Here is a 990-nt window from a genome sequence, read left to right on the forward strand (position 1 = left end):
TCCAGCAGCAAGGTGGCCTCTTCCTGCAGGCGGATGCTGAGCTCCTGCAGCAGGTGCCAGCCATGGCCCAGCAGGCCGCAGGCCGCGCCGTGCTCGGGGTTGACGTAGCTGCTGTACTGGCGCTGCCAGGCCACGGGCAGCGCAGCCGATGGCAGGGCGAAGTCCAGGTCTTGTGCGCCCAGCAGGACCTTGGCGCCCAGCTGGGGGTTGACGGGGGAGCTGACGGTGATGCCGCCCGGGCAGACGGAGCAGGCCAGGCCCCCCTGGCTGCCGATGAGCACGGTGCGCGAGCCGGTGACGATCTTGCCCTTGACGACGCTGTCGGTGATGCGGGCTGCGGGTTGGCCACTCATGCGAGGCTGCTCCTGGAGAGGTGAGAGAGAACGGGACGGCGGATGCGGAAGATGCGGGGAATGCAGGGGCTGCAGGACATGCGGGCCTCAGCAGTTGAGCCGGTCCATGGGCGAGAGGATCTGGATGTCGCCGGGCGTGATGCGGATGGTGCTTTTGCCGCAGGTCAGCAGGATTTCCTGCTGGGCTTCGAGCCGGATCTTGGCGGCATTGAGCTGGATGCTTTGCCCATCCATGGTGAGCTGCGAGGCCTTGCCACCTCCGCCTGCGCCACCACCACCGCCGCCATCGCCCCCACCGGGCGCCGTGATGTTCATGGCCATGCCGCCACCGGCGCCACCTCCCGCGCCACCGCCACCTCCGCCACCACCGCCCACGGTCAGCGAGTACTGCGAGCCCACTTCGGTGCTTTGCTTGCTGCCGACCTTGACCTGGCGCTCCTGCCCCACGGTGAGGCTCTGGTTCATGCCCACATGGGTCTGCATGGCCACGCCGATGTTTTCCATGTAGTTGACGCCGATGTTCATCATCTTCATCCCACCCACGTTCTGCATGTAGGCCATGCCTATGGTCTGGGTCTTGAGCAGGCCGACCGTGACGTGCCAGTTCTGGCCTATCTTGTCGGTCTCGGTCTTGCCG

The 990-nt window shown here is 66.7% G+C and carries 1 protein-coding gene and 1 pseudogene; both read right to left on the reverse strand.

The window, feature by feature from the left end:
- Positions 1-353, reverse strand: a 353-nt coding sequence (locus DTS01S_RS29250) for a DUF6531 domain-containing protein (protein WP_156493799.1), incomplete at its 3' end; no start/stop codon positions are given.
- 87 nt (positions 354-440) lie between these two features.
- Positions 441-990 (reverse strand): annotated as a pseudogene (locus DTS01S_RS31025) (DUF2345 domain-containing protein); the annotation flags it as partial.

This window comes from Delftia tsuruhatensis NBRC 16741 (assembly GCF_001571325.1).
GTDB classification, from domain to species: domain Bacteria; phylum Pseudomonadota; class Gammaproteobacteria; order Burkholderiales; family Burkholderiaceae_C; genus Comamonas; species Comamonas tsuruhatensis.